We start from the raw sequence: 614 nt of genomic DNA, 5'->3' as shown, positions 1-614 counted from the left end.
CTCTAGGCCGTAGTAGCCGTTTGCGGTTGGCGGCCGAGTACTGCTGGCGCTACTCGCCCTGCGCGTGGTCGCCCGCCTACGCGGCCGGGCTCTGCAGTTTGACGACGAGTTCGGCACCGAGAGCTCGGGCCAGGCGCTCGAGGACCGCCAGCGTCGGCACGGTGCCGCCGGCTTCGAACCTGGCCACGGCCGACTGTGTCATGCCCGCCCCCCGGGCCAGCTCGCTCTGGCTCCAGCCGCGCTCCTCACGGAGGGCTCGAACACTGCGCCCCAGTTCGTAGGCCAAGCGAGCCACCTCGTAAGCCTCCGCAGCACCAGGTTCGGACATGCGGCGCTCCCGCAGCGCACTCCAGTCTGTCCGATCACCCATCGGCCTCACCTCCCTCAGCCTCCGCCGAGTGCGCCTCGGTTACGCATAGCCGCAGCGCCCTACGAGCGCGCTCCCTCTCGATCTTCTCGCATGCGTGTTTTGTGGAACACCGTGAGCAGAACGATTCGTCTGCCAGAAGCAATCCAGTAGGTCACGCGTACAGCCTGTGTGCCGAGGTGGAAACGCAACTCCCTCAGCTTGCCATCGAGCTGCCGCGTGTACGGCTCCCCGAGCAGCACCCCCT

Annotated in this window: 2 protein-coding genes; both read right to left on the bottom strand. The window is 67.6% G+C overall.

What is annotated here, in order from left to right; translation table 11 throughout:
• Positions 1-76 precede the first annotated feature (76 nt).
• On the bottom strand, positions 77-286 hold the full coding sequence (locus ETD96_RS44250) for a helix-turn-helix transcriptional regulator (RefSeq protein ID WP_338072677.1): 210 nt from the start codon (positions 284-286) through the stop codon (positions 77-79).
• A gap of 143 nt (positions 287-429) precedes the next feature.
• Positions 430-614 (bottom strand): type II toxin-antitoxin system RelE/ParE family toxin (locus ETD96_RS44245; protein WP_240808661.1); only part of this gene is annotated, 185 nt, incomplete at its 5' end.

Source organism: Actinomadura geliboluensis (assembly GCF_005889745.1).
Lineage (GTDB): Bacteria > Actinomycetota > Actinomycetes > Streptosporangiales > Streptosporangiaceae > Spirillospora > Spirillospora geliboluensis.
The sequence above is the reverse complement of the archived record's forward strand: the minus strand, read 5'-3'. Positions and strand labels throughout refer to the sequence as shown.